Origin of the sequence: Cellulomonas marina (assembly GCF_900111925.1) — a bacterium.
Classification (GTDB): domain Bacteria; phylum Actinomycetota; class Actinomycetes; order Actinomycetales; family Cellulomonadaceae; genus Cellulomonas; species Cellulomonas marina.
Genome location: NZ_FOKA01000001.1, coordinates 253,315 through 272,951 on the forward strand (window position 1 = coordinate 253,315; position 19,637 = coordinate 272,951).

18 protein-coding genes are annotated in these 19,637 nt (G+C 76.5%); 5 read left to right on the forward strand and 13 right to left on the reverse strand.

The window, feature by feature from the left end:
* Positions 1–79 precede the first annotated feature (79 nt).
* The 5 genes from BM048_RS01145 to BM048_RS01165 form a co-directional block, all read right to left on the reverse strand.
* Entirely contained in the window at positions 80–865 is a 786-nt protein-coding gene (locus BM048_RS01145; RefSeq protein WP_239078845.1) for an SDR family NAD(P)-dependent oxidoreductase, read from the reverse strand.
* 4 nt (positions 866–869) lie between these two features.
* The gene (locus BM048_RS01150; RefSeq protein ID WP_090029944.1) at positions 870–2,063 is read right to left on the reverse strand and encodes a substrate-binding domain-containing protein; all 1,194 of its coding nucleotides are present in this window, start codon (positions 2,061–2,063) and stop codon (positions 870–872) included.
* A 110-nt stretch (positions 2,064–2,173) separates the two neighbouring features.
* On the reverse strand, positions 2,174–2,959 hold the full coding sequence (locus BM048_RS01155) for an ABC transporter permease (protein WP_090029945.1): 786 nt from the start codon (positions 2,957–2,959) through the stop codon (positions 2,174–2,176).
* Positions 2,956–3,732 (reverse strand): ABC transporter ATP-binding protein, encoded by a 777-nt coding sequence (locus BM048_RS01160; protein ID WP_090030432.1) that lies wholly within the window; start codon positions 3,730–3,732, stop codon positions 2,956–2,958. Before BM048_RS01160 ends, BM048_RS01155 begins: the two co-directional genes overlap by 4 nt.
* 5 nt (positions 3,733–3,737) lie before the next feature.
* Complete coding sequence (locus tag BM048_RS01165) at positions 3,738–5,084, reverse strand: amidohydrolase family protein (RefSeq protein ID WP_090029947.1); 1,347 nt, start codon at positions 5,082–5,084, stop codon at positions 3,738–3,740.
* Positions 5,085–5,342: 258 nt separating this feature from the next.
* Between BM048_RS01165 and BM048_RS01170 the strand changes: the two genes are divergently transcribed.
* Positions 5,343–6,035, forward strand: a complete 693-nt coding sequence (locus BM048_RS01170) for a helix-turn-helix domain-containing protein (protein WP_090029949.1) — start codon at positions 5,343–5,345, stop codon at positions 6,033–6,035.
* Positions 6,032–7,006, forward strand: coding sequence for a PDR/VanB family oxidoreductase (locus BM048_RS01175; RefSeq protein WP_090029950.1), 975 nt, complete (start codon positions 6,032–6,034; stop codon positions 7,004–7,006). The genes BM048_RS01170 and BM048_RS01175 overlap by 4 nt, the downstream gene beginning before the upstream one ends.
* A gap of 13 nt (positions 7,007–7,019) precedes the next feature.
* Here BM048_RS01175 and BM048_RS01180 read toward each other — a convergent pair whose 3' ends face one another.
* The gene (locus tag BM048_RS01180; RefSeq protein WP_090029952.1) at positions 7,020–8,339 is read right to left on the reverse strand and encodes an amidohydrolase family protein; all 1,320 of its coding nucleotides are present in this window, start codon (positions 8,337–8,339) and stop codon (positions 7,020–7,022) included.
* 105 nt (positions 8,340–8,444) lie between these two features.
* Between BM048_RS01180 and BM048_RS01185 the strand changes: the two genes are divergently transcribed.
* Entirely contained in the window at positions 8,445–8,960 is a 516-nt protein-coding gene (locus BM048_RS01185) for an acyl-CoA thioesterase (protein ID WP_090029954.1), read from the forward strand.
* Positions 8,961–8,978: 18 nt separating this feature from the next.
* Here the strand turns inward: BM048_RS01185 and BM048_RS01190 are convergent, their stop codons facing one another.
* The 5 genes from BM048_RS01190 to ptsP all read right to left on the reverse strand — a co-directional run bounded on the left by BM048_RS01190 (position 8,979) and on the right by ptsP (position 15,115).
* Positions 8,979–10,583, reverse strand: coding sequence for an SDR family oxidoreductase (locus BM048_RS01190; protein WP_239078848.1), 1,605 nt, complete (start codon positions 10,581–10,583; stop codon positions 8,979–8,981).
* 356 nt (positions 10,584–10,939) lie between these two features.
* The gene (locus BM048_RS01195) at positions 10,940–11,938 is read right to left on the reverse strand and encodes a DNA topoisomerase IB (protein ID WP_090029956.1); all 999 of its coding nucleotides are present in this window, start codon (positions 11,936–11,938) and stop codon (positions 10,940–10,942) included.
* Positions 11,939–12,004: 66 nt separating this feature from the next.
* Positions 12,005–12,970, reverse strand: a complete 966-nt coding sequence (locus tag BM048_RS01200) for an acyl-CoA thioesterase (protein ID WP_090029958.1) — start codon at positions 12,968–12,970, stop codon at positions 12,005–12,007.
* A gap of 13 nt (positions 12,971–12,983) precedes the next feature.
* Positions 12,984–13,367, reverse strand: a complete 384-nt coding sequence (locus tag BM048_RS01205) for a globin (protein WP_090029960.1) — start codon at positions 13,365–13,367, stop codon at positions 12,984–12,986.
* A gap of 56 nt (positions 13,368–13,423) precedes the next feature.
* Complete coding sequence (gene ptsP, locus BM048_RS01210) at positions 13,424–15,115, reverse strand: phosphoenolpyruvate--protein phosphotransferase (protein WP_139224261.1); 1,692 nt, start codon at positions 15,113–15,115, stop codon at positions 13,424–13,426.
* Positions 15,116–15,542: 427 nt separating this feature from the next.
* On the opposite strand from ptsP, the gene BM048_RS01215 reads away from it, so the two are divergent.
* On the forward strand, positions 15,543–15,773 hold the full coding sequence (locus tag BM048_RS01215; RefSeq protein WP_090029964.1) for a PTS sugar transporter subunit IIB: 231 nt from the start codon (positions 15,543–15,545) through the stop codon (positions 15,771–15,773).
* A 2-nt stretch (positions 15,774–15,775) separates the two neighbouring features.
* Positions 15,776–16,246: a PTS sugar transporter subunit IIA gene (locus tag BM048_RS01220; RefSeq protein ID WP_239078844.1), complete on the forward strand. Its 471-nt coding sequence runs from the start codon at positions 15,776–15,778 to the stop codon at positions 16,244–16,246.
* Positions 16,247–16,273: 27 nt separating this feature from the next.
* On the opposite strand, the gene BM048_RS01225 is transcribed toward BM048_RS01220, so the two are convergent.
* Together BM048_RS01225 and BM048_RS01230 are read right to left on the reverse strand one after the other, a co-directional pair.
* Positions 16,274–17,332, reverse strand: a complete 1,059-nt coding sequence (locus tag BM048_RS01225; protein WP_090029966.1) for a mechanosensitive ion channel family protein — start codon at positions 17,330–17,332, stop codon at positions 16,274–16,276.
* On the reverse strand, positions 17,329–19,590 hold the full coding sequence (locus BM048_RS01230) for a prolyl oligopeptidase family serine peptidase (protein ID WP_090029968.1): 2,262 nt from the start codon (positions 19,588–19,590) through the stop codon (positions 17,329–17,331). Before BM048_RS01230 ends, BM048_RS01225 begins: the two co-directional genes overlap by 4 nt.
* Between the last annotated feature and the right edge of the window lie 47 nt (positions 19,591–19,637).

Genomic DNA, 19,637 nt, shown 5'->3' on the forward strand with positions numbered 1-19,637 from the left:
CGGGTGGGGAGCGGGGGAGCAGCGCGGGCAGCAGGACGACGGCAGGACGACGGCCGGGCGACGGACGGGCGAGCGCCCGTCAGTGCATGACCATCCCGCCGGTGACGTTGATGGACTGCCCCGTGAGGTAGGAGGCGTCCGGGGAGGCGAGGAACGCGGCGACCCCCGCGACGTCGTCCGGCTCGCCGAGCCGGCCGAGCGGCGAGTACGACGACCACGTCGCGACGTCCTCGGCCGTCCGGGTGGCGGCGCCCATCTCCGTGAGCACGTACCCGGGGCACAGGCAGTTGGCGCGGATGCCGTGCTCGCCGAGCTCGAGCGCGGTGACGCGGGTGAGCGCGGCGACGGCGGCCTTCGAGGCGGCGTAGTGGCCCTGGCCCGCGCCGCCGGCCTTCGCGGCCATGCTCGCGAGGTTGATGATCGAGCCGCCGGTGCCCTGCGCGACCATCGTGCGGGCCGCCCTCTGCGTGGTGACGAGGAAGGACCGCGCGTTGACGGCCATGACCTCGTCCCACGCGTCGGGGTCGAGGTCGAGCAGGGCCGCGAAGCGCAGGATCCCGGCGTTGTTGACGAGGACGTCGAGCCCGCCGAGGGCGCTGGTGGCGGCGTCCACGGCGGCCCGCGTGGCGGCGACGTCGACGAGGTCGACGGCGTGGAACGAGCCGCCCACCTCGTCGGCCACCGCCTGCCCCGGGGCGACGAGGCGGTCGAGCACCGCCACGCGCGCCCCGTCGGCGGACAGGCGCCGCACGATGGCTGCGCCGATGCCCTGGGCGCCCCCGGTGACGACGGCCCGCACGCCGGCGAGGCGTGGCGTCGAGCCAGGACCGGTACCAGGACCGGGGGCGTCCAGGGCGGGGGTCACGGCGTCAGAAGCCGATCGACTCGTCGAGGAACTCGTTCGTGAACAGGTCGCTCGCGACGAGGCCCTCCTTCGGCGCCGAGCCGGACTCCGTGAACAGCGGGGTGTCGATGTCGATGACCGTCTGGATCCGGGCCTCGTCCATGTCGCCCATGAACTCGTTGTCGCCGTTGCCGACGATCTCGAGGTCCTTCATCTGCTGGACGCCGAAGTCCGCCACGTCGGCGTCGTACACCCAGCCGTTGTCGAAGGCGGTGACGAGCTCGACGACGAGGGCGTTGGTCTCCGCCGGGTCCTCGATGTAGTCGACGGTCGCCTGCTGCAGCACCGGCACCAGCTTCTCGAGGCAGGGCCGCAGCTCCTCGAGGTCGCCCGTGCGGACGGCCATCGCCTCGGGGTAGATGGGGTAGCCCGTGTCGTGGATGAGCTGGAACTGCACGGGCTTGCCCCAGGCGGCGACCTGGTTCTCGTAGATGAACGGCTCGGCGGTGGCGAAGCCCTGCTGGCCGTCGACGCCCTTGGCGGTGACGAACTTGGCCGGCGTGCCGTCGTAGGCGCCGTCGGTCACCTCGGTGGGCAGGATGCCGGAGCCCTGGAGGTAGCCCATGTAGGCGGCGCCCTGGAAGTAGCGGACGACCCCGCCCGTGCCGGGCAGCGCCTTGCCGAGCTCCTCGATCGTCGTGACGTCCGGGTAGGTCTCCGGGTCCCACATGATCATCTGCGGGGACTTGTCGGCCTCGGCGAAGACGGCGGTCGTCGGCAGCGAGGCGCTGACCTGCACCGCCTCGTCGGTGGAGACGTAGCCCATCGTGATGTCCGTGTCCTGGTACATCTGCGAGGAGACCGACTGGAAGCCGATGGCCGGTCCGCCGGACCGGACCTCGACCTTGACGCCGGTCGGCTCGCCGCTGGCGTACAGGTCGCCCGAGACCGACTTCTTGTCGGCGTCGATGACGGGGTCGGGCCCGAGCAGCTCGTAGAGGTGGCCGTGGTCCGCCTCGGGGTTCCAGTCCGTCTGGATGACGACGGTGGCGGGGCACACGGAGGCGAGGTCGACGCCGCCCGCCGCGGCGGTGGCCGCGGTCGAGCCGCCGCCCGTCGCGTCGGCGGAGCCGGCGGCGCCGGAGGAGCAGGCGGCGAGCGCGGCGAGGGCGAGGACCGCACCGCCGGCGAGGGTGGACCGCTTCGCGGTCGGGCGCATGGGGACTCCAGAGGGGGTCGGGGCAGGGGCCGGGACGGGGGCAGGGGACGGGCAGGGGTAGGGGACGGGCGGGCGGTGCGGGGTGCCGGGGACGGCGGGGCGGGCCGCGCTCAGGCGGCGTCGCTCCACCGCCCGACGACGAGCGTGCGCAGCCACCCGAAGAGCAGGAAGACCGCGACGCCGAGCAGGGAGGCCGTGAGGATGGCCGCGAAGGTGCCCGGCCCGTTGAGCCGGGAGGTCGACACCTGGATGAGGACCCCGAGGCCCGGGGTGCCGCGCTGGAAGAACTGGTCGCCGACGATCGCGCCGATGACCGAGAGCCCCGCCGCGGTCCGCAGCCCGACGAACAGCGACGGCAGCGCCGCCGGGAACCGCAGCTTCGTCAGCACGGTCCACGTCGAGGCGCCCTGCAGCGCGAACAGCTCGCGCTGCGCCCTGTCCACGGACTGCAGCCCGAAGAGCGTGTTCGACACCATCGGGAAGATCGAGATCATCACGGTGACGATGACGCGGGAGGCGAACTCGTAGCCGAACAGGGCCCCGATGAGGGGCACGAGCGCCAGGATCGGGATGCACTGGAGGATCACGGCGTAGGGGTACAGCGACCGCTCGATCCACCGCGCCTGCGCCATGAGCACCGCCCACGCCACGCCGATGGCGATGGCGATGACGAGCCCCGTGAGGGCGACGACCGTCGAGTTCCCGAGGTTGCGCAGCAGCTGCGGGGTGAACGTCGGGTCCGCGACCATCGCCCGGAGCACGAGGTGCGGGTAGGGCACGAGGAACGCCAGCTCCTGGCGGGCGTAGCTCGCGGCCGCGGCGTACCAGAGGCCGATGAGGGCGACGAGGACGACGAGCGGCTGCCACCACGGCGTCCGGCCGCGCCGGCGCGTCACGCGTGGCCCTCGCGCAGCGCGTGGGAGACGTGCCCGACGAGGTCCGCGAACTCGGCCGTGAACCGGATGTCCGGGTCGCGCGGCAGCGGGAACGGCACGTCGAAGGTCCGCACGATCCCGCCGGGCCGCCCCGACATGACGACGACCTTCGTCGAGAGGTAGACGGCCTCGGAGACGGAGTGCGTGATGAACAGCCCGGCGAACTGCCGCTGCACGAAGAGGCGCAGGAGCTCGTCGTTGAGGCGCTCGCGGGTGATCTCGTCGAGGGCGCCGAAGGGCTCGTCGAACAGGAAGAGCTCGGGGTCCAGGGTCAGCGAGCGGGCCAGGCTGGCGCGCATCCGCATGCCGCCCGACAGCTGCTTGGGCAGGTGCCGCTCGAACCCACCGAGGCCGACGAGCTCGATGGCCGCCGCGGCCTTGCGTGCCCGCTCGGCGCGGCCGACGCCGTTGAGCTCGGCCAGCAGCTCGACGTTGGCCTTCACGGACCGCCAGGGCAGGAGCGTGGCGTCCTGGAAGACGTAGCCGATGCGGTCCGTGCGCAGCGTCGCGGTGCCGGCGGAGGCGTGCTCGAGGCCGGACGCGATGCGCAGCAGGGTGCTCTTCCCGCAGCCGGACGGGCCGACCACGGTGACGAACTCCCCGCGACCGACGGTGAGGTCGACGCCGCGCAGGGCCACCGTCCCGTCGGGGAACGTCATCTCGACGTCGGAGAACTCGAGCAGGGACGTCGTGACGGCGGCGGTGGGCGCGGCGGCGCTGGGGGCGACGGGCACGGGGGTCACCTCGTTCCGGTGAGCAGGGCGTCGGGGCGGGGTGCGGGTGCGGCGGCGGGGCCGGCCGCGTCGAGAGGGCCGGTCGGCAGCGCGGTGGCCGGGGCGGCGACCGTGCGCTCCACGCGCGTGCGGGCGACGAGCCGGCCGGCGTGGACGACGTACCGGTCGGGCGAGGCTGTCGCCACGACCTCGGCCAGGTCGGCACCGCGGACCGCCAGCAGCTCCGCGGCAGCGCCGGGGACGACGCCGGCGACGGGCAGGTGCAGGACCGACCGGGCGCCGGTGCTCACCGCGGCGTAGGCCTCGTCGAGCGTGAGGTGCCCGGCCGTCACCAGCAGCGACGCCGTCTCGAGCGCGTCGCCGCGGCCCACGGGGTTGAACGGGTCGCGGACGTTGTCGGCGCCGGCGGCCACGCGCACGCCGGCGTCGAGCAGGGCGCGGAGCGCGGTGAGCCCGCGCGGCGTGGACACTGGGTGCTCCCAGCCCTGCAGGTAGAGGTTGGTGATCGGCAGGCTGATGACGCCGATGTCGCTGGCGCGAACCTCCGCCACCGCGGCGGCCAGCTCGTCGCCGGCCAGGGTGCCGAGGCGGACGCAGTGGCCGGCCGACAGCGACGTGCCGGCGGGCCAGTCGCGCACCGTGCGTGCGTACGTGGTGAGGGTGTCGGCGCCGCCGAGCCCCTCGTCGGCGTGCAGGTCGACACCGCGGCCGCGGCGCCGGGCCAGGGCCAGCAGGCGCGCGACCTCGTGCTGCGGGTCCGGCGCCAGGTGCGGCGCGCCGCCGACGAGCTCGACGCCGAGGTCGAGCACCGCCTCGACCGACGCGTCGTCGGACAGGTGGCTCGCGAGCGCGACGAGCTCGAGGTCCACCAGGCCCGCGAGCTCCTCGCGCACCCGCACCAGGGCCTGCGCCCCGCGCAGCGGCTCCGGGCCGAGCAGGACGTCGACGTGGCTGCGCACCGCCGTCGTGCCCTGCGCCAGCATGTCGAGGAGCTGGGTGCGCGCGCGGTCGGCGATCTCGTCGACGTCCATCGTCGCGGCGTAGGCCTGCCACGACTCGATCGCCCGGCGCAGGTCACCCATCGGCGGGCGGATGCGGTCCCACGAGAGGGCCTTGTCGAGGTGCGCGTGCGGCTCGGCCGGGGCCGGCAGCAGCACGAAGCCGGTGAGGTCGAGGACGTCGTCGCCCGCGGCGGAGTCGCCGGCCGAGTGGTCGCCGGAGTCGCCGGCGGGACCCGCGGCGGGGGTGACCGCGGCGACGGTCGCGCCGTCGAGGGCCACGTCGACGAGCCGCCCGTCGGCCAGGGTCGCGTTCCGGATGAGGCGGAGCGGCTGCGGCAGAACCGAGGTCATGCGGTCCTCCTCTCCGGTGGTGCGGCACGCTCCGACGGCGTCCGGCGCGCGGCTACGGCGCTCTGACCAGCAACGACGTGACGGCTGAGCGGGAGGGCCGGTGCGCCGGCCGCGGGTCCGTGCCACAATGTTGATGGGCTGAACATTGACGGAATGTACGGCTCGCCCGTTTCCGTCGCGTAACCGCTGGTACCCGTTGCGTTACAGCCTCGCGACGCCGCCCCCGACGCCCCCGCCGGCAGGAGAGAGTCAGCGCCCATGCCGCCCCCCGCCCCGTCCGCCGCCCCGTCCGCGGACGCGCCACCCGCCGCGAGCGAGCGCGTCGTCGACCCGCAGGCCGCCCGCATCGGCGCGCACATCCGCGCGCTGCGCCGGCGCCGGTCGCTCACGCTCGTCCAGCTCGCGGCGGCGGCGGGACTGTCCCACCCGTTCCTGTCCCAGCTCGAGCGCGGGCACACGCGGGCGAGCATGGTCTCGCTCGACCGCGTGGCCGCCGCGCTGGGAACGAGCCAGGCGGAGCTGCTGGCCGCGGCGGTGCCGGCCGCCCGCGCGCCCGGCGACACGCGGCCCGAGGTGCTCCGCGCCGACGAGGGCGCCCGCGGCCCCTTCCCGCAGGGCGAGGCCCGGCTGCTGACACGGTCGCCGGCACCGTTCGAGCCCATGGAGTTCGTCGGCGCCAACACCGACCCCGGCGAGTACTACGTGCACGTCGAGGACGAGTTCCTCTACGTGGTGTCCGGGACGGTGCTCCTCGACCTCGGCGAGCACGGCCGGCACCTCCTGGCGGCCGGCGACTGCGCGCGCTACCGCGGCGGGACGCCCCACCGGTGGTCCACCGCCGGCACCACGACGGACACCCCGACGGACAGCACGACGGACAGCGCAGCAGAACCTGGCGCCTACCGCGTGCTCGTCGTCAAGCAGGTCCTCGCTCGGCAGGAGGCCCCGTGAGCGTCGCCGACACCGCCTACGACGTCGTCGTGGCCGCCCGCACCCCCATCGCGGACGGCGTCGTGCTCCTCGACCTGGCCCGCGCCGACGGGCTGCCCCTGCCGGGCTGGGTGCCGGGGGCGCACGTGGACCTCGTGCTGGGGACCGGGTCCGACGCGCTCGAGCGGCAGTACTCCCTGTGCGGCGTCCCCGGGGCGCCCGTGTGGCAGGTGGCGGTGCTCCTCGAGCCCGGGGGCCGCGGGGGATCCGTGCGCGCGCACGCGCTCGCGGTCGGCGACGCCCTCGTCGTGCGAGGCCCTCGCAACCTCTTCGCCTACGACGCGTCCGACTGGGCGACGAGCGGGCCCGTGCTGTTCGTCGCCGGCGGGATCGGCATCACGCCGCTGCTGCCCATGGTCCGCTCGGCCGCCGCCGCAGGGCACGACTGGCGGCTCGTCCACGCCGGCCGCTCCCGCCGGACGCTCGCCTTCTCCGCCGCGCTGGCCGACGAGCACCCCGACCGGGTCCGTCTGCACGTCGGCGACGAGGGGGACCGGCTCGACGTGGCCGCGCTGCTCGCGGCGACCGATCCCGCCGCCACCGTCTACTGCTGCGGGCCCGCGCGGCTCATGGAGGCCGTCGAGGCGGCGAGCGCGACCCGGCGGGCGGGGTCGCTCCACCTCGAGCGCTTCGTGCCGCGGGACGTCGGGGAGCCCGTCCTGGCGGGGCCGTTCGAGGTCGAGCTCGAGCTGTCGGGCCTCACGCTCACGGTGCCGCCGGAGCGCTCGGTGCTCGACGTCGTCGAGGAGGCCGGCGTGCTCGTGCTGTCCTCCTGCCGCGAGGGCACCTGCGGCACCTGCGAGACGCCGGTCCTCGAGGGGGAGGTCGACCACCGGGACTCCGTCCTCACCGCCGACGAGCGCGCCGACGGGCGGGCCATGATGATCTGCGTCTCGCGCGCGGCGTGCCCCCGGCTGGTGCTGGAGCTGTAGGCGGCGACACCCCTCAGGGCCGGGCCACGCGCGCGTGCAGGGCCCGGACGAGCGCCCCCTCGTCGGCGGCGACCAGCCGGCCGTCCCGCACGACGACCCGCCCCGCCACGACCACGTGCCGCGGCCGGCGGCCGGGGGAGGCCCACAGCAGCCCGGCGACGGGGTCGGCCACCCCCGCGTCGGCGACCCCGGAGACGTCCCACACGCACAGGTCCCCGGCCGCCCCGGGCCGCAGGTGGCCCAGCTCCGGCCGGCCGAGACCCGCCGCCCCGCCCTCGGTCGCCATCCCCAGGACGTCCTGCGCGGCCAGCGGGGGCCCGACGAGGGGAGCCACCTGGAGGGCCAGCCGCGCGTCGGCCAGCAGGTGCCCCGCGTCGTTGCTGCCGCCGCCGCTCGTCCCCAGCCCCACGGGCACGCCGGCCGCCCGCAGCGCCGCGACCGGCGCGACGCCCCATCCCATCGGCAGGTCGCAGCCCGGCGCGTGCGTCGCGCCCACGCCGGCCGCCGCGAGCCGCGCGATCTCGTCGTCGTTGACGCCGCACAGGTGCGCGAGCGTGACGTCGGGCGCGAGCCAGCCCCACTCCTCGAGCAGGTCGAGCGGGCGGCGGCCGTACCGCTCGAGCGCGACGGCGACGTCGACCTGCTCGTTCGCCTGCGTCCGGCGGCGCAGCCCGTGGCGGGCCGCGACCTCCGCCAGCAGGCGGAACGTCTCGGGCCCGTCGGAGTGCACACCGGCCGGGCCCACGGCGACCTGGAGGAGGCCGTCGGCGCGGAGCCCGCCCGCCGCCCCGGGCACCAGCGCGCCCACGACCGCCTCGGCCGACAGCGCCGCCTCCTGCGGGTCGTCGCGGGCGGTGCCGCGCACGAGCACGAGCCGCGCGCCGAGGGTCGCCGCCGCGCCGGCCGTCGCCTGCGCCATGGCGACGGTGTCGGCCACCGGGGCCCCGGCGGGCCACGTGAGGTGGTGGTCGGCGACGGTGGTGACGCCGCTGAGCAGGGCCTCGGCCAGGCCCGCGCCCGCCGCCGCGGCGCACAGCCCCGCGTCGAGCCCGGCCGCCGCGTAGGCGGCCGCCATCGTCGGCAGCCACCGGGCCATGGGGACCCCGCGCGTGCCGGGCAGCGTGCGGAAGGCCGTCTGGAGGAGGTGGTGGTGGGCGTTGACGAGGCCGGGCGTGACGACGCAGCCGGAGGCGTCGAGCACCTCGTCCGGGCCGTCGTCGGGCGGCAGGTCGTCGCCCGGAGCCAGGACGCGGCCGCCGGCGATGCGGACGTCGCCGCGCGTGACGGTGCGGGCGTCGAGGAGGACGTGGTCGGCGTCGCGGACGGTGAGCACGCCCGTGGTTGTAGCAGGCGCGTGGGTCGCGGACGTCACGTGCCGGTGACGGGCGACGTGCGGGGCCCGTGCGGGAGCGGGTCCGCGCGCGGGCATGATGGCGCGATGGCGAGGATCGAGGTGCCCGTCCACCTGCGCTGGTCGGACATGGACGCGTACGCGCACGTCAACAACGTCGCGATGATGGTGCTGCTCGAGGAGGCCCGCATCGCCGCCTTCTGGTCGGCGCCCCCGGGCGGGCCGGCGGCCGGCGGCACCGGCCGCGCGGGCGGGGGTCCGCACGCGACGGCGGTGCTCGAGGCCGGGCCCGACGCGGCCGTGGCGACCTTCGTCGCCCGGCACGAGATCGAGTACCTCGTGCCGCTGCCCTACCTGCGCGACCCCGTCGTCGTCGCCCTGTGGCTGGGCCGGATGGGCGGCGCGAGCCTGGACATCTGCTACGAGGTCCGCGACCGCCCGGCGGCCGACCCGGCGTCGGTGGTGCACGCCCGGGCCGAATCCACCCTCGTCCTCATGGACACCGCGACCGGCCGCCCGCGCCGGATCGGCCCGGCCGAGCGCGCGGTGTGGGAGCCGTACGTCGAGGAGCCCGTGGCCCTCCGCCGCCGCACGCGCGCCTGACGGACCTCGACGGGGACCTCAGCGCGACGCGACCGCCGGGGTCCGGCGGGCGCGTTCCGCGCGCTCGGCGGCCTGGGCCACGTTGCGCTGCATGCTGCCGAAGATGATGCCGTGGAAGGGCGTCACCGACGCCCAGTAGAGCTGGCCGGCCAGGCCGTGCGGCTGGAACAGCGCCCGCTGCGCGAACACCGTCGGCGGCCGCGTCCAGCGCTCGTCGTCGCGCGGGTCGGTGGGCGACCCCTCGTCGGGCTCCCCGGAACCGTCCGCGCCGTCGACGTCCTCGATCCGCAGCTCGAGCCACGCCAGCCCCGGCAGCCGCATCTCCGCGCGCAGCCGCAGCAGCCGCCCGGGCTGCACCTCCTCCACGCGCCACCAGTCGATGACGTCGTCCACGACGAGCCGGTCCTGGTTGGAGCGACCGCGGCGCAGCCCCGGCCCTCCGACGACGCGGTCCATGAGGCCGCGGACCCGCCACGCCAGGCCCCACGAGTACCAGCCGCGCGTGCCGCCGACCGACTCGATGACCCGCCACAGCGCGGCGGGGGAGGCGTCGACCTCGGTCCGCCGCTCGTCGGCGTAGAGGTAGCCGCCGGCCCAGTCGGGGTCGGAGGGCAGCGGGTCGCTGGGGGCCCCGCGCACGGCCGCCGAGGACCACCGGGTGCTCACCGCGGAGTCCTGCACGCGCTGCAGCGCCAGGCGCACGGCCCGGTCGAAGCCGACGAGCCCCTCCGGCGGGTCGGGCACGAGGTCGGCGATGTCGTGCTCGTCGCACACCACCTCGTGCACCAGCGAGGCGACGAGCGGCTTGGCCAGCCCGGCCGGCACGGGCGTCACCAGCCCGACCCAGTGGCTCGACAGCCGGGGCGTGAGCACCGGCACGGGCACGATGACGCGTCGCGGCAGCCCGGCGATGGCCGCGTACCGCTGCATCATCTGCTCGTAGGTGAGGACCTCGGGACCGCCGATGTCGAAGGACCGCGACACCTCGTGCGGCATCGACGCCGACCCGACGAGGTAGCGCAGCACGTCCCGGATGGCGATGGGCTGGATCCGGTTGCGCACCCAGCGGGGCACGGTCATCGCGGGCAGGCGCTCGGTGAGGTACCGCATCATCTCGAACGACGCCGACCCGGAGCCGAGGATGACCGCCGCGCGCAGCACCGTCGTCGGGACGCCGGACGCCAGCAGGATCTCCCCGACCTCACGGCGCGAGGCCAGGTGCGGGGACAGGTCCTCGCCCTCGGGGTACAGGCCGCCGAGGTAGATGATCCGCTCGACCCCCGCCTCGCGCGCGGCCTGGCCGAAGACGAGCGCGGCGTGCCGGTCGGTCGCCTCGAACTTGCGGCCCGAGCCGAGGGAGTGGACCAGGTAGTACGCGACCTGCACGCCCGTCAGGGCCTTGCGGGTCGCCTCGAGGTCCGAGACGTCGGCCTCGGCGACCTCGATCTGGTCCCGCCACGGGTGCCCGCGCAGCCGGTCGGGGTGGCGCGCGACGGCCCGCACGCGGTAGCCGGCCGTCAGCAGCTCGGGGACCAGCCGACCCCCGACGTACCCCGTGACGCCGGTGACGGCGACGAGCGGCGCGTCGGGGCGGGGCCGGCCCCCGTCGTCCGTGCCCGGCACGATGCCGGTCAGCGTGGTGGCGACGGGCTCGCGCGCCAGGCTCTCGGCGCGGTCGTCCTCCGCGGTCTCCGTCCGCGTGCGGACGGGCCCGTCGCCGATCCCGCCGCGGGCGTTCGGACCGCGTCCGTCCTGCCGCCCGTCCTGCCGCCCGTCCTGCTGCCGGTCGTCGGGGTCCTGCCGGGGGGTGCTGCCCGTGGTGGAGGTCACGCCGCGAGTGTGGTGCCGGCGTCCGGGGCCCGCACGCGGGGCCCGCCGGCCACGCGACGGCCCTCAGGGACGGCTCAGCGCTGCACCCGTCACTGCGCCGCTCACCGTGCTGCTCACCGTGCCGCTCACCGTGCCGCTCACCGTGCCGCTCACCGCAGCAGCTCGAGCGTGCGGCGCTCCGCGCTGGCCTGCGTCCTCGTCCGCCCGATCGTCCGGCCCCGCTCCCACAGCTCGATGACGCGCGGGTCGATGTAGGACGCGCGCGCGACGGCGGGCGTGTTGCCCAGCTCCTGCGACACGTCCTTGACGACGGCGGAGACGACCTTGCGCCGACCACGCTCCGAGGTCGGCGGGTCCCCGGCGTCCGCCAGCGCGCGCGCCGCCAGGACGGTCGCGTGCCACGTGCGGAACGTCTTGGGCGACGCCTCCTCGCCCAGCCGCTCCTTGACGTACGCCGACACGTCGGTGCTGCTCACGTCGTGCCACGTGCCGGCGTCGTCCTGCCACGCCAGCAGCTCGGGGCTCGGCTCGCGCCGGCGGACCAGCGTGCGGATGAGGGTGGCGACGACGTCGTCCTCGACGACCGTGTCGCGCACCTGCCCGGACTTGGCGGGGAAGTGCAGGTGCACGCGCCCCTCGTCGCCGTCGTGCGCCGGCGGCAGCACCTCCACGTGCTCCTTGCGCAGCGTCGCCAGGCCGTACGAGCCGTGCTTCTTCGCGTACCCCTCGCCGCCCACGCGCAGGTAGGCCAGGTCGAGCAGACGGAACGCCAGGGCCAGGGCCTTCTGCCGCGGGAACCCGTCGAGCGCGAGGTCCGCCGTCACCTGCTTGCGCGCCCGCGGCAGCCGCTTCGCCACGACGAGGGTGTGCTCGTGCTTGAGCTTGTCGCGCCGCTGCCGCCACTGCAGGTGGTACAGGTACTGGCGGCGCTGGGCCTCGTCGAGCCCCGCCGCCTGGATGTGCCCGTTGGGCCAGGGGGAGATCCACACGTCCTGCCACGCGGGCGGTATCGCCAGGTGCTCGACGCGCTCGAGGTGCTCCGGGTCGGTGATGGGCTCGCGGTGCACGTCGAGGAAGCGGAACCCGTCGCCCACGCGCTCGCGGGTCCATCCGGGCTGGTCGATGCGGACACGTCGGAGCCGAGGCATGCGGTGATCGTCGGTCAGGCCGGGCCACGGCGCGCGGCGAGCCGCGCCCGACCGGTTCGCAGGGGCTCAGCCCTGCGGCACGCGGACCATGCCCTCCTGCGCCACGCTGGCGACGAGCGTGCCGTCGTGGGCGAAGACGCGCATGGCGCCCAGGCCGCGCCCGCCCTGGGCCGACGGCGTGGTCTGGTCGTACAGCAGCCACTCGTCGGCCCGCAGGTCGCGGTGCCACCACTGGGCGTGGTCGAGGCTCGCCACCGCCAGCCCGCGCGTCATCCAGGACAGCCCGGCCCGGCGCAGCACGGGCTCGAGCATCACCTGGTCGCAGGCGTAGGCCACGAGCGCGCGGTGCAGGACGGGGTCGTCGGGCAGCGGTGCCCGCGAGCGCATCCACACGCGCTGCCGACCCGTGCTCTCGCCCGCGTGCCCCAGGTACAGCGCGCCGTCGACGTGCCGCACCTCGAACGCCGACTCGTGCGTCCAGAAGCGGGCCATGGGGTGGTCGACGTGGCCCATGACGTCGTGCGCGCTCGGGACGTCCCAGGGCTCCGGCACGTGCGGCGGCACGTCGTCGGCGAACTCGACCCCCGGCTGCGGCGGCTGGAACGAGGCGATCATCGACAGGATCGGCTCGCCGTGCTGCAGCGCGTGCGTGCGCCGTGCCGAGAAGGACCGGCCGTCGCGCAGCCGCTCGACCTGCAGCTCGATCGGCTCGGCCAGGTCCCCGGCCCGCAGGAAGTAGCCGTGCAGCGAGTGCGGCAGCCGCCCGTCGGGGACGGTGCGGGCGGCGGCCAGCAGGGCCTGCGCCAGCACCTGCCCGCCGTACACCCGGCCGTCGGGCTTGGGCAGGCTCCGGCCGACGAACGCGTCCTCGCCCGTGGGCGTCACGTCGAGGGCGTCGAGCACGGCCCGCGTGGCGGCGACGGCGGCGGGGTCGGCCCGCGTCACGCGCGGTGCGCGGGGGTCCGGCTCCGGGAGCGGGGCGTCGTGCTCGTCGTGCTGCTGCTCGTCGTGCTGCTCGTCGGGCGGAGTCATGCGCGGTGCGGCCTCAGTCCTCGAAGGTGTTGAGCAGGGAGTGCGCGGCGCGCTCCAGGTAGTCCCACAGCTCGGCGCGGTGCAGGGGGGCGAGGTCCAGCTCGTCGACCGCGGCACGCATGTGGCGCAGCCAGCGGTCCCGCGCGTCCGGGTTGACCTTGTAGGGCGCGTGCCGCATCCGCAGCCGCGGGTGCCCGCGGGTGTCGGAGTACGTCGTCGGACCGCCCCAGTACTGCTCGAGGAACAGGGTCAGGCGCTCGGCCGCCGGGCCCAGGTCCTCCTCGGGGTACATCCCCCGCAGCACGGGGTCGTCGGCCACCCCGCGGTAGAACGCGTCGACGAGCGCGACGAACGTCGCGTGCCCGCCGACCGCCTCGTAGAAGGAGTCCGTCCGCACCCCGTCAGCCTAGTGGCGGGCCCCGGCGCACCCGGACCGGGGCGTCGTGCACGCGCCTACGCCGCCACGACGTCCGTCTCGGCGGGGGGCAGGGCCGCGAGCGCGGCCAGGCGCGCGCGCTCCGCGGTCGGTGCCGCCAGCGCCGCGGCGGCGGCCGCGCGGCACTGCTCGAGCGTCGCGCGGGCCAGCCCGGCCGCCACCGGCCCGAGCGCGTTGGGCCGGACGGACAGGTGCGCCGCACCGAGCCCGACGAGGACGCAGGCGAGCGCGGGGTCCACCGCCGCCTCGCCGCTGACCCCCACGGGCCGGCCGCGGGCGGTGCCGGCGGCGCACGTGAGCGCGACGAGCTGCAGGACGGCGGGCTGCCACGGGTCGTGGAGGGTCGCCACGGTGCCGAGCGACCGATCCGCGGCCATCGTGTACTGGGTGAGGTCGTTCGTCCCCACGCTGGCGAAGGCCGCCCGCTCGAGGATCGGCCCGGCGACGAGCGCCGCCGACGGCACCTCCACCATGACGCCCGCCGTGGTCAGCCCCTGCGCGGCGCAGAGCGCCACGAACCGGTCGGACTCCTCCACCGTGGCGACCATGGGCGCCATCACCCACACGTCCGCGCCGGAGCCGTCCGCCGCCCGGGCGACCGCCCGGAGCTGGTCCTCCAGCAGGTCCGGGTGCGCGGCGGAGGTGCGCAGGCCGCGCACGCCGAGCGCGGGGTTGTCCTCGCCGTGGTCGACGAGGAACGGCAGCCGCTGCTGGGCGCCGGCGTCGAGGGTGCGGACGACGACGGTGCGGCCGGCGAACGCCTCCAGCACCGCGCGGTAGGTCGCCACCTGCTCCTCGACGGACGGCGCCAGGGTGCGCCCGAGGAAGCTCGACTCCGTGCGGTACAGGCCGATGCCCTCGGCCCCGGCGGCCGCCGCCGCGAGCGCCTCCGCCGGCGTGCCGACGTTGGCCAGGAGGGGCACGTGCACGCCGTCGGCGGTCAGGCCGCGGCCGGCGAAGACCGGGGCGCCGGCGGGTGCGAGGTCGGCGGGCTCGTCGCCCGCCTCTGGCCGGACGGTGACCGTCCCGGCGTCCCCGTCGACGACGAGGACGTCCCCGTCGTGCACCGCCGCGACGAGCCCGTCGACGGAGACGACGGCGGGCACCCCGAGCGAGCGCGCGATGATCGCGGTGTGCGACGTCGGGCCGCCGGTCGCCGTGACGATGGCGCGCACGCGCGCCCGGTCAAGGGTGGCGGCCAGCGCCGGGGCGAGGTCGCCGGCCACGAGGACGTACGCGTGGTCGCACGCGGGCAGGCCGGGTGCCGGGCGGCCCGTCAGGTCGGCGACGATCCGGTTGCGCACGTCGACGACGTCGTGGCTGCGCTCGGCGAAGACCCCGCCGAGCGCCTCGAACATGGCGGCGACCTCGGCCGCGGCCTCCCAGACGGCCCGCTCGGGCACGAGGTGCTCCTCGAGCACGCGGCGCCGCGCGTCGTCCAGCAGGGCGGGGTCCGCGGCGATCGCCGCCGTGGCCTGCAGGATCTCCCGGGCGTCCCCCTCCACCCGGGCCGCGTCGGCCTCCAGCGCCGCGCGGACGCGGTGCGAGGAGTCGGCGATCCGCGCCGCGGCGGCCGCCACGTCGCCCGACGGCGGCACGCGCACACCGGCGGGCGGCTCGAGCACCGGGTCGGGCAGCCGCAGGGCGGGCCCGGACGTGCGGCCGGGGCTCGCGGGCAGCCCCGGCAGGACCGTGGTCGTGGCGCTCACCGGGTCGGACCTCCTCGTCGTCGCGGGGTGCGTGGGGGCAGTGTGGCCGACCCGGCGCCCACCGCGCCAGCGCGCCGCGCCGGGGCCCGGCGCGGGGGCGTCGTCGCTGGTGGCGACGCCGGGGCGCAGCCTGCCGCGGGCGGCCGCGCCGGCGGCGGGACGCAGGTCCCGGAAGGCCCGTCGAGGTGCCGGGCCCGCACCGCGAGGTCGTCGACCACGTCCCCGCCGAACGCTCGACCGGATCCCCGACCGGATCCTCGACCGGATCCTCGACCGGATCCTCGACCGGGGGCTCGACCGGGGGCTCGACCGGCGGCTCGAGCAGGCCCCGCGTGGAGGACCTGCACCCGTGCCGTGGCCGTCGCGTGCAGGAGGGTTACCCTGGTCCCCGCGCGTCGCCCCGACGTGCGGGACACGGAGGAGCACGGTGAGCAAGGCGGAGCAGATCCTCGCGGCGCTGGGTGGCGACGGGAACGTCGTCGACCTGGAGCCCTGCATCACCCGCCTCCGGGTGGAGGTCGGCGACTCGCAGCTGGTCGACGAGGCCGCGCTGAAGGCGAGCGGGGCGTTCGGCGTCGTCCGGTCGGGACGCATCGTGCAGGTCATCGTCGGGCCGGAGGCGGACAACCTCGCGGCCGAGCTGGACAGCCTGCGCTGAGCGTGGCGCGCACGCCCGCCCCGGTGCTCTGCCCGGTCGACGGGCGTGCCGTGGCGATGTCGGACGTCCCGGACGCGGTCTTCGCCGAGGAGATGGTCGGTCCCGGCATCGCGGTGCAGCCCGACGAGGCCGCGGCGTCGCTGACGGCCCTGGCGCCGGTGGCCGGCGTCGTGACGACGGTGCACCCGCACGCCTTTGTCGTCGAGGACGACGACGGGCGCTCCGTGCTCGTCCACCTCGGCATCGACACGGTCGAGCTGCGGGGCGAGGGCTTCACCGTGCACGTCGCGGCGCAGCAGCGCGTGACCGCCGGCGAGCGCGTCATCACCTGGTCGCCCGCGGCGGTCGCCGCCGGGGGCCGCGCGACCGTCTGCCCGGTCGTCGCTCTCGAGGCCGACGCGGGCGCGCTGGCCGACGTGCCGGCGCCCGGCACCGCGCTGACGGCCGGGCAGCCGCTGCTCACCTGGGGCTGACGGCCCGCCCCGCCCCGGCCCCCGTCCCTACCCCTGCGGAGGGCTGGATGCGGCACGGTCCGCGGACGACGACGCGGCGCCGTCGCCGGCCGTGTCGCCAGCCGTGTCGCCGAGCGCGGCGCCCAGGGTGCGCTCGCGGTGCGCGGCGAGCGCGTCGCGCTGCCCGGCCAGCGGGATGCCCGCCTCCTCCAGCAGGCGGCGGACCTCGAGCCGCAGCCGCCGCGCCACGGCCCACTGCTGCGCGGGGCGCGTCCGCACGCGCAGCCGGACCGTGACGGCCTCGGCGCTGAGGCGCTCGATCGCCGCGACGTCGGCCGCGCCCTCGACGGCGTCGCCGAGCCCGGGGTCGGCGGCCACGCGTCGCGCGGCCTCCTCGAGCAGGGCCTGCACCTCGTCGAGGTCGACGAAGTAGTCGACGTCCACCTCGACCGTCGCGGCGGACCACCCCTGCGTCTTGTTGCCCACCCGCAGCACCGCGCCGTTGGGCACGTACCAGAGGGTGCCGTCGTCCCCACGGATCCGCGTCACGCGCAGGCCGACGGCCTCGACGGTGCCCGTCGCCGGCCCCACGTCGACGACGTCCCCGACGCCGTACTGGTCCTCGACGAGCATGAACAGCCCCGTGAGGAAGTCCTTGACGAGGCTCTGCGCGCCGAAGCCGAGCGCGACGCCGACGATCCCCGCCGACGCGATGAACGGCGCGATGTTGATGCCCAGGGCGTCGAGGACGAGCACCACGACGATCGTCCCGACGACGAGCGAGGACGCCGAGCGCAGCACCGACCCCACCGTGCGCGAGCGCTGGGCGCGCCGGGCGGCGGCGAGTGGGTTGGCCCGCAGGAGCACGGCCGCCCGCTCGTGCTCGCTGATCTGCCCGAGCACGCCCCGCCGCCACACGGGCCGGCCGTCGGCCAGGTGGTCGGTGACGCGGTGGATGAGCGCGCGTAGCACGGCCACCGCGACCAGCCCCGCCACCACGATGATGACGATCTGCAGCGGCGTCCCCAGCAGCCAGTCCAGGCCCGCGCGCCCGCGCTCGAGCCCGGCGTCGACGAGGTCCGGGGTGGGGCTGGGGGTGGCGGTCACCGCACCGCCCCCGTCCGGTCGGCGACGAACTGCAGCTGCTCGACGGTCAGCGCGATCGTGCGCGACAGCGCGCGCCCGCCGTGGCCGACGCCGACCTCCCGGCGCAGGAGCACCGGCCGCTCGTCGGCGGGCGCGCTCGTCGCGTGCTGGAGGGCGGCGGCGAGCTTGCGGGCGTGCAGCGGGTCCACCCGGGTGTCGCCCTCGAAGACGGTGAACAGGACGGCCGGGTAGGCCGTGCCCGGCACGACGCGGTGGTACGGGGAGTAGCCGAGCAACCAACCCAGCTCGACGGGGTCGTCGGCGTCGCCGTACTCCTCCGTCCACGTCGTGCCCAGGCCGAAGCGCTGGTACCGGACCATGTCGAGCAGGGGCGCCGAGCAGACGGCCGCCGCGAACAGGTCGGGTCGCTGCGTCACCGCCGCCCCGACGAGCAGGCCGCCGTTGGAGCCGCCCCAGCAGGCGAGACGGTCGGGCGTCGTCCACCCATCGGCGACGAGCCGCTCGGCCACGGCGACGAGGTCGTCGAAGACGTGCTGCTTGGCGCCGCGCATGCCGTCGCGGTGCCAGTCCTCGCCCTCCTCGCCCCCGCCGCGGAGGTTGGCGACGACGTGCACGCCGCCCGCCTCGACCCACGCGAGCGTGGAGGCGGAGTACCCGGGCTCGAGCGAGATCTGGAAGCCGCCGTACCCGTAGAGCACGGTCGGTGCGGGGGCGAGCGGCCGTCCGTCGGCGTCGAGCGCGTCCGCCCGGGCGACGACGAACGCGCGCACGGTCGTGCCGTCGGCGCTCGTCGCCTCGAGCCGCTGCACGCGGACGTCCGGCAGGTCCGCGACGACGCCGGGCGGTGCCGCCCACAGCGTCGTCGTGCCCGTCAGCGCGTCGAGGCGCAGCACGTGCGGGACCGTCGTGTGGTCGGTGTACGAGAACCAGACCTCGTGGCCGCCCTCCGGGCGCGTCGCCAGCCCGGACACCGAGCCGAGCCCCGGCAGCGCGACCCGGCCGGCGTCGCCGGGCAGGGGCTCGCCCGTCGCCGGGTCGTGCACGGTGATCTCGCTGACGGCGTGGCGGCGGCGGGAGGCGAGCAGGCGGACGGGCCGCTCGGGGTCGCCGTCGTCGGCGAGCGTCACGTGCTCCAGCACGGACCCGGGGTCCTCGGGCAGCAGCGTCCGCCAGCCCTCCACCCCGGGCGCCGCGGGGTCGGCGACGCAGAGGCGTCCCCGGGGGGCGTCGAGGTCGGTGTGCACGTACAGGCGACCGTCGCGGCCGACCGACACCCCGGCCTGCGCGTCCCGTCCGACCATGACCTCGGTGAAGGCCGGGGCCGCGGCCGACCCCTCGTCGTCCGGCGTGGCGTCGATCCGCGCGAGCCACACGTTGGTGCGCGGCGCGGTGCCGGCCGAGGCGGACACGACGAGCCACCTGCCGTCGCGCGAGACGGTCACGCCGTAGTAGTTCGTGGTCGCCAGCCCTGCGCCGAACACCTCGACGTCGGCCGTGGGGTCGGTCCCCACCCGGTGCAGCCAGACGCGCCGGTGGTACTGGCGCTCGTCGGCGGGGAGGTCCTCCGGGGGCAGCCGGCGCACGTAGAAGAAGGCGCGGCCGCCCGGCAGCCAGGCGACGGGGGAGTAGCGGGCGCGGTCGATCGGGCCGTCCACAGGGCGACCCGTCGCCACGTCGAGCACGTGCAGGACGCTCTCCTCGGTGCCGCCCGTAGACACCTGGTACGCCAGCAGGTCGCCCTCGAGGGACGGCCGCCACGCGTCGAGCGTGGTCGTGCCCGCGGGGTCCAGCGCCAGCGGGTCGACGAGGACGCGCTCGACCTCACCGCCGGCCCCGCCCGTGTCCGCACCCGTGCCCCCACCCGTGCCCCCACCCGTGCCCCCACCCGGCACCGCCGGCTCGCGCACCAGCACCCGCGCGTGCTCCTCGTCGCCCACCCGGCGCGAGGCGAAGCAGCGCTCCCCGCGCCACACCGGCAGCGAGACGGACCCGGCACCCAGCAGGGCGCCCAGGCGAGCGGTGAGCGCGGGACCGGCGAAGGGCCCGTCCGCCCGCGCGCCCGACGGCTCGTCCCAGCGGCGCCGGTAGGTGCGGTACAGGTCGTCCTGCGCGGCCGACCACGCCTGCGTCGCCGGGGCGTCCGCGTCCTCGAGCCAGCGGTAGGGGTCGGCGACGGCGTGGCCGTGCAGGTCCTCCACGAGGTCGAGGCGCTCGGCATCGGGGTAGCGCAGGGCCGGGGCCCCGGGGGTGGCGGTCATGGTCGGCAAGGCTACGACGGGCGCCCGCCCGGACAGACGGACAGGTG

Excerpts from the sequence above, each read along its gene's own strand:
- BM048_RS01150 (WP_090029944.1), bottom strand. The coding sequence starts at position 2,063 with ATGCGCCCGACCGCGAAGCGGTCCACCCTCGCCGGCGGTGCGGTCCTC.
- BM048_RS01195 (WP_090029956.1), bottom strand. The coding sequence starts at position 11,938 with ATGCCTCGGCTCCGACGTGTCCGCATCGACCAGCCCGGATGGACCCGC.
- BM048_RS01165 (WP_090029947.1), bottom strand. The coding sequence starts at position 5,084 with ATGACCTCGGTTCTGCCGCAGCCGCTCCGCCTCATCCGGAACGCGACC.
- BM048_RS01200 (WP_090029958.1), bottom strand. The coding sequence starts at position 12,970 with ATGACTCCGCCCGACGAGCAGCACGACGAGCAGCAGCACGACGAGCAC.
- BM048_RS01185 (WP_090029954.1), top strand. The coding sequence starts at position 8,445 with ATGGCGAGGATCGAGGTGCCCGTCCACCTGCGCTGGTCGGACATGGAC.
- BM048_RS01170 (WP_090029949.1), top strand. The coding sequence starts at position 5,343 with ATGCCGCCCCCCGCCCCGTCCGCCGCCCCGTCCGCGGACGCGCCACCC.
- BM048_RS01230 (WP_090029968.1), bottom strand. The coding sequence starts at position 19,590 with ATGACCGCCACCCCCGGGGCCCCGGCCCTGCGCTACCCCGATGCCGAG.